5 protein-coding genes and 2 pseudogenes are annotated in these 6,000 nt (G+C 65.3%); 2 read left to right on the forward strand and 5 right to left on the reverse strand.

What is annotated here, in order from left to right:
* Positions 1-207 precede the first annotated feature (207 nt).
* Together ACP15K_RS18645 and ACP15K_RS18650 are read left to right on the forward strand one after the other, a co-directional pair.
* Positions 208-750, forward strand: coding sequence for a hypothetical protein (locus ACP15K_RS18645; RefSeq protein ID WP_193140926.1), 543 nt, complete (start codon positions 208-210; stop codon positions 748-750).
* A gap of 64 nt (positions 751-814) precedes the next feature.
* Positions 815-1,918 (forward strand): AI-2E family transporter, encoded by a 1,104-nt coding sequence (locus tag ACP15K_RS18650; RefSeq protein ID WP_193140925.1) that lies wholly within the window; start codon positions 815-817, stop codon positions 1,916-1,918.
* A gap of 31 nt (positions 1,919-1,949) precedes the next feature.
* On the opposite strand, the gene ACP15K_RS18655 is transcribed toward ACP15K_RS18650, so the two are convergent.
* The 5 genes and pseudogenes from ACP15K_RS18655 to ACP15K_RS18675 all read right to left on the reverse strand — a co-directional run.
* A complete protein-coding gene (locus ACP15K_RS18655) occupies positions 1,950-3,443 on the reverse strand; it encodes an efflux transporter outer membrane subunit (protein ID WP_424991254.1) in 1,494 nt (497 codons plus the stop codon).
* A 35-nt stretch (positions 3,444-3,478) separates the two neighbouring features.
* Positions 3,479-4,609, reverse strand: a complete 1,131-nt coding sequence (locus ACP15K_RS18660; RefSeq protein ID WP_424991255.1) for an HlyD family secretion protein — start codon at positions 4,607-4,609, stop codon at positions 3,479-3,481.
* A gap of 21 nt (positions 4,610-4,630) precedes the next feature.
* The gene (locus tag ACP15K_RS18665; protein ID WP_226925751.1) at positions 4,631-5,107 is read right to left on the reverse strand and encodes a DUF3302 domain-containing protein; all 477 of its coding nucleotides are present in this window, start codon (positions 5,105-5,107) and stop codon (positions 4,631-4,633) included.
* 228 nt (positions 5,108-5,335) lie between these two features.
* Positions 5,336-5,443, reverse strand: a pseudogene (locus ACP15K_RS18670) (IS5/IS1182 family transposase); the annotation flags it as partial.
* A 31-nt stretch (positions 5,444-5,474) separates the two neighbouring features.
* Positions 5,475-6,000: pseudogene (locus tag ACP15K_RS18675) on the reverse strand (IS5 family transposase); the annotation flags it as partial.

Below are 6,000 nucleotides of genomic sequence, written 5' to 3' on the forward strand. Positions count from 1 at the left end.
TTCCGCGCCGCGTGGGGAAAACCAACGTGGCAATCCGGGGGACAAGGCGGCGGGGCGGCGGCCCGCCCCCCGGGGCGCAAATGCCCCCTTGCCAGACCGATGCGCTGGCACGGATAGTTCTTCAGGCATTCTGCGGCGGCCCGGACCCGCATCCTTTCGGGCGGATCCGGGACCAGCCCAGTCGATACCCAGAGGAGATTTTCCACCATGGACAGCCAAGGCGATACGCAATCCCCAAGTGTTTCCCGCGCCACCATCGTCGCGATGGTCGTCGGGCTGGTGGTCCTGGGTCTTGCCTTCGGGACCATTGCCGTGACCGATGTTTCATCGGCGGGCAGCCTATTGTACTGGAACCTGCTGGTCATTCTCGTGGCCGCGGCCTCGCTGGCCAACAGCCGGTATCATGCTGGACTGAAGCTCACGGATTTTCGCACCATCCTGCCGATGCTGCTGCACTGGCTGGCGGTGCTGGTGGTGATTCACCTGCTGTTCCTGCTGGTCAGCACCGGCCGCATGGCCAACGCGGATGTGGGGCTGACCTGCGCCTTCATCCTGACACTGGGCACCGTTCTGGACGGGATCCGGGGCAACTGGCGGATGATCGTGCTGGGGCTGGCGCTGGGTCTGCTGACCATCGGGATGGCGATTGTCGAACAATACGTCTGGGTTCTGCTGATCGTGGCCCTTCTGGCCATCGCCATGCTGCTGATCGGCGCGCGGCTGACAGGGCACCGCAAGGGCGACGCTTGAGGCCGCCTGCCGGGGCTGCCCGGATGCGATGCCCCCGGTCCGCTCGGCCTGACCGGATCTGCCGATGACCCCGTCAAACCGCCCCCCAGAACGCCCCGGCCCGGAACGGCTTGCCATCGACCTGACGATCCGGATCGGGCTGCTGATCCTGTTTATCGGCGTGATCGCCGCGCTGGTGCATCCTTTCGTGACCGTGATGATCTGGGCGGTGATCCTGACGGTCACCCTTTATCCGGTCTACCTGTGGATCCGCGATCGTCTGGTCCGCAGCGGCATCGTCGCCGCCGGGATCGTGACCGTGCTCAGCCTTGCGCTGATCCTCGGGCCGATTGGGCTGCTCAGCGCCAGTCTCATCGAATCCATGCTGGCCATCGCCGAAGCAGTTCGGGATCGGAAGATCGACCTGACGACCTTGCCCGACGCCCTTACGGACCTGCCGACCGTGGGCCCGGAGATCGAAAAGTTCTGGACGCTGGCCACGGACAACACCGGCGACTTCCTGAAACACTATGGCCACACCATGCTGGCGCCCAGCGAATGGCTGCTGAAGGTCGTCGTCGGCCTGGCCGGCAGCACGCTGGTCTTTGCCATTGCCATCGTGGCCTCGGGATTTCTGTTCGTGCCCGCGCCGCGTCTGGTCGCCGCCCTGCATGACATCCGGATGCGGATCGTCGGCCCGAAAGGCACCGATTTCGTGACCCTTGCGGCGGCCACGATCCGCAGCGTGTCGCGCGGCATCGTGGGCGTGTCGGTCTTGCAGGCGCTGGCTTTCGGTTGCGTGGCCCTGGTGATGGGCATCCCCCATGCGGGGCTGCTGACAGCGATCCTTCTGGTGCTGACCATCGTCCAGATCGGCAGCGGCATCGTCATCTATCCGGTTCTGGCCTGGGTCTGGTTCACCCGCGATTTCTCGGCGGCCCTGGTGTTTGCCCTCGCCATGAGCCCGATCTTCGTGCTTGAGAACCTGTTGAAACCGATCGCGCTGTCGTCCGGGGTCACCACACCGACGCTGGTGGTGGCCGTGGGGGTCTTCGGCGGGTTGATCGCCTTCGGCCTGCCGGGTCTCTTCATCGGCCCCGTGGCGCTGGCGGTCTTCTTTGAGCTGGTGGTGTTCTGGGTCTGGCCCGACCGCATTCCAGCCGCAGAGGCCGAGGCCTCTGACGAATAAGCGGGGCTTCCGGCGTCCCGTGCCGCCGCGCTCAGTAGCTCTCCCCAAGCGCCAGGTACAGGTTGACCCGGTTCGTCAGCAGGGCGGACTGGCTCTGGATCACGTTGATGCGGCGGCCGATGGCAAATTCAGTCAGGTAGAGAAGCGCGACCATGTCGATGGTTCCGGCGTCATAGTCCTTTTCGCCCAGTTGCACGGCATCCTTGGCGTCGTCATAGGACGCTTGCCAGCTGCCAAGCGCCTGCCGCAGCAATTGTTCGTTGGCCATGCGCGCCTCGACCTCGCCGAAGGCTTCCAGCACCGTCTGGCCGTAGTTCGCCGTCGCTTCCGCCTGCCGGGCGGTCATGCGCACCACGTCGGCCTGCAGGGCGCCGCCCATGAAGATCGGTTGCAGCAGGCCGACACCGATCTGCAGGAACCCCGGATTGCCAGCGCCCAGCAGCGCCAGGCTGGGATCGACCAGTTTGCCCCCCGCCGCGGTCAGCGAGATCCCCGGAAGCCGGGTCAGCTTGGCCACCTCGACATTGTAGAAGGCCGCGATCACCTGCTCGCGCGCGGCCACCACGTCGGGACGCCGGTCCAGCAGCGACAGTGGCAGGCCCGCCGAGAGCGTGCCCGGCATCCGCGGGTAGCTGCTGGCGGGCTTCAGTTTCAGTGACGGGTACCGGCCCAGCAGAACCTCCAGCGCGGCGGCGGCCTCGTTCGACTGCGCGCGCAGTTCGACCCGCGCGGCCTTGGCTGCGTTCAGACGGCCCTGCGCCTGCACCACGTCGAAATCCGACACGACGCCAGCGGCCTCGCGCTTTTGCGCCAGCGACACAAGCTGGGCGTATTGATCGACGACATCATCGGCGGCCGCCAGCAACTGGCCGATCTCGATATAGGCGATCCAGGACCGTCCCACCGTCGCGGCAATCGACTGGCTGGCCCAGACGGCCTCATTTGCCACCGCGCCGGCCCCGGCCACCGCCGCCGCCTGGTTGGAGCGCAGCTTGCCCCACAGATCCACCTCCCACGATACCGCGATCCCGCCACCGCTGTGTTGATGGGTGCGATCCGCGTCCAGATTGCGGATCTGGTGCGACCCAGCAGAGGCGCCCACCCAGGGCATGATCGGCGCCCCGGCGATCTGCGCCGTTTGCAGGGCCGCCTGCACCCGTGCCGCCGCCGCCGTCAGATCGCGGTTGTTGGTCAGCGCCTCGTTGACCAGCGACGTCATCCGGGAATCGCGGAAACTGGCGACCCAATTGTCGCCCACAGCCGAACTGGCCGCGCCCTTGCTGGACCAGGCCGCCGGGATCGCCGTGGACTCGGGCAGGGCGTCATCCAGCACCGCCGAAGGTTCGGGCGCCAGGGCCAACTCGCAGGCTGCCAACGCCAGCACGCTCAACAGGCCCGCCGCCGCACGCACCCGCAGGCCCGTAAACCGACGCGTCGCCCGCCGCGTGCCCCCGCCCGGCGCTTGATGTTCCGAAAGGCTCGCGCCGTGCCGTGGTGCCATGTGGTTGCCTGCTTCTTGCGTCATCTTGGTGTCCTTGCCCGACCCCGTTGTGTCCGGCCCTAGAATGGCATCGGATACAGGAAGCGCTTCCAGGTGTAGGTGCGCAGCGCGATCTGCCCGACCCAGGTGAACGGATTGGCCGGATCGGTCAGCACCAGGGCCGCGCCTTCGGCACCGATCGGCGTGTGCGGCGGCGGATCATCCAGCGTGATCTGCACCGCGTAGCGGCCTTCGGGATAGGTCGGCAGGTCGATCCAGGAGGGCAGGCGGCCCGATGGCATCATCTGGCCCCGGCCACTGGCCCACCAGATATCCTTGACCGTGGCCGAAAACGTCTCGCCCGGATAGAGGTTGAGCGCGACCACCACCTTCTGCCCCGGTTCCATGAACTTCAGGTTTTCCTGCCGGTACATGGCCAGAATATAGGGATCGTCGTCGGCGATGAACGAGGCGATGGCACCGATCCGCAGGATGCCCGCCACCATGCCCGGCTGCACCTGTAGGTTGACGATGCTGCCATCGGCGGGCGCGGTGATCTGGGTGTTTTCAAGATAGTATTGCGCCTGTTTCAGCGATGCTTCGGCCTGAAGCACCCCGGTGTTGACGCCGTCGATCTGCGAGTCGTAGGCCGCCTGCGCGCGTTTGAGTTGCGCCTGCGCCTCGGCCACCTCGGCCTCGGACGTCAGCACATCCGTCTGCCAGCGCTGCGCCTCGGCCTCGGGTGCGGCGCGCTGCGCCGCCAGACCCGTGTAGCGGTCGGCCTGGCTCTGCTTGTAGGTCAGTTCGGCCTGCGCCCGCGCCACGGATTCCTCGGCAACCTTCACATCTTCCTGCAACACCACCGCATTCTGTTTGGCCGCCGCCACCGCCGCCGTCGCGGCATCCACCTGGTATTGATAGATGCGGGCATCCATGCGGATCAGCGGGTCGCCCTTTTTCACCGCCTGCCCTTCGGTGACCAACACCTCTTCGACGGTGGTGGGCTGTGACAGGCGCGGCACGATCTGCACCGTGTGGCGCACCAGCCGAACATCCGTGGTGAGCGGCGAGATGAAGCGCATGCCGACCAGTGGCACCAGCACCAGATGTAGGCCGATGAACACCGTGGTCACGCCCCAGGCCGGGGTCAGCCGCAGCCATCTGAACTTGAAAAAGACGAGCCAGACAAACACCGCATAGGCGAATGTCATCGCAAAGACTGCAAACACCGATCAGATCTCCCGCTTGTCCGATTGCGGCGCCGTCGGATCAGGGCGGCTGCCCGCCTCGCGCTTGTCCGCCTCGGCCGCCGTCTCGTTCTCCAGCCGGCGCATCAGGGCCTCGACCTGCTCCTTGGGGAGATCACGGCCATAGGCAAAGCGCGACAGGCGTTGCAGGTCTTCCAACTCGTGCTTGCGTTCTTCGTCGGGGAAGTACCGGATATCGATCTTGTCGGTGGGCTTGAAGGCCCAGATCAGGGCCTGGATCCACGGTACGATCGCCAGGAACCCGACCCAACCCATGGTATAGACCGCCTCGGCATCCGGGTGATTGCGCGAAATCGCGATCCGTCCCGGCAGGCCCAGCAGCCAGACCACGAAAGACAGCGCCCCAAGCACGGTCAGCATCAGGCAGGCCACCATGATGGCATCCCAGAAATGGGGGCTTGCCTGGAAATTCACCCAGGCCGTTTCAATCCGTCCAAACATTTGACCTTCCCCGGCGTCCGGTTTGACTGGTCACACCATCATGCGCGACACCGCGTTTGTCCATGCCCCGCTGGGCGTTCCCGGCCAACAGTCAATCCATTGCGACAATTGTTCATGCGAGACCCGCCGAGGCGACCCCTGTGGTGCCGGCGGCCTCAGGGGGTCTTTGAACGCCGCGGACCTTACTCGGCACGCCGATCAGCGCGGTGCCGTTATAGAGGCTGGTCACTTCCCGAACCCCTCCGGACGGGGTTGCCACGGCGCATTCGTTCGGGAAATCCAGAAAACGTCCTCAGGAACAAGGCGGTGGTTGGTGGGTTTGCGCCCGTTCGGGTGCGGACAGTTAGGGTCAGGACTCGTTCTTGTCTCAAAGCCAGAACATGACGGTTGCGGCCAATGCGATGGCTGAGAGGAAGACTTTTGGGCATCGGTCGTAGCGAGTGGCCACACGCCGCCAGTCTTTCAGTCTTCCGAACATGATCTCGATGCGGTTGCGGCGCTTGTATCGACGCTTGTCATACTTGATGGCTGTCTTGCGCTGCTTTCGGCCGGGGATACAGGCTCGTATCCCCTTGTCTTTCAATGCTTCTCTGAACCAGTCTGCGTCATAGCCCCGGTCCCCGAGCAGCCACTCGGCATTCGGCAGGCTGCTCACCAATGCCCGTGCGCCGATGTAATCGCTCACCTGCCCGGCGGTGACGAAGAGATTGATTGGTCGCCCCAGGCTGTCGCAGACGGCGTGCAGCTTTGTATTCATACCGCCCTTGGTTCGGCCGATCAGGCGGCCACGCCCCCCTTTTTAACGCCCAGGCTGGACGCGGTGCGGTGTGCCTTCAGATACGTCGCGTCGATCATCACGGTCTTTTCTTCACTGTGTTCGGCGGCCAGCCCAG

The sequence above is a fragment of the Fluviibacterium sp. S390 genome (assembly GCF_049800695.1).
Taxonomy (GTDB): domain Bacteria; phylum Pseudomonadota; class Alphaproteobacteria; order Rhodobacterales; family Rhodobacteraceae; genus Meridianimarinicoccus.

Excerpts from the sequence above, each read along its gene's own strand:
- ACP15K_RS18665 (WP_226925751.1), bottom strand. The coding sequence starts at position 5,107 with ATGTTTGGACGGATTGAAACGGCCTGGGTGAATTTCCAGGCAAGCCCC.
- ACP15K_RS18660 (WP_424991255.1), bottom strand. The coding sequence starts at position 4,609 with ATGACATTCGCCTATGCGGTGTTTGTCTGGCTCGTCTTTTTCAAGTTC.
- ACP15K_RS18645 (WP_193140926.1), top strand. The coding sequence starts at position 208 with ATGGACAGCCAAGGCGATACGCAATCCCCAAGTGTTTCCCGCGCCACC.
- ACP15K_RS18655 (WP_424991254.1), bottom strand. The coding sequence starts at position 3,443 with ATGACGCAAGAAGCAGGCAACCACATGGCACCACGGCACGGCGCGAGC.
- ACP15K_RS18650 (WP_193140925.1), top strand. The coding sequence starts at position 815 with ATGACCCCGTCAAACCGCCCCCCAGAACGCCCCGGCCCGGAACGGCTT.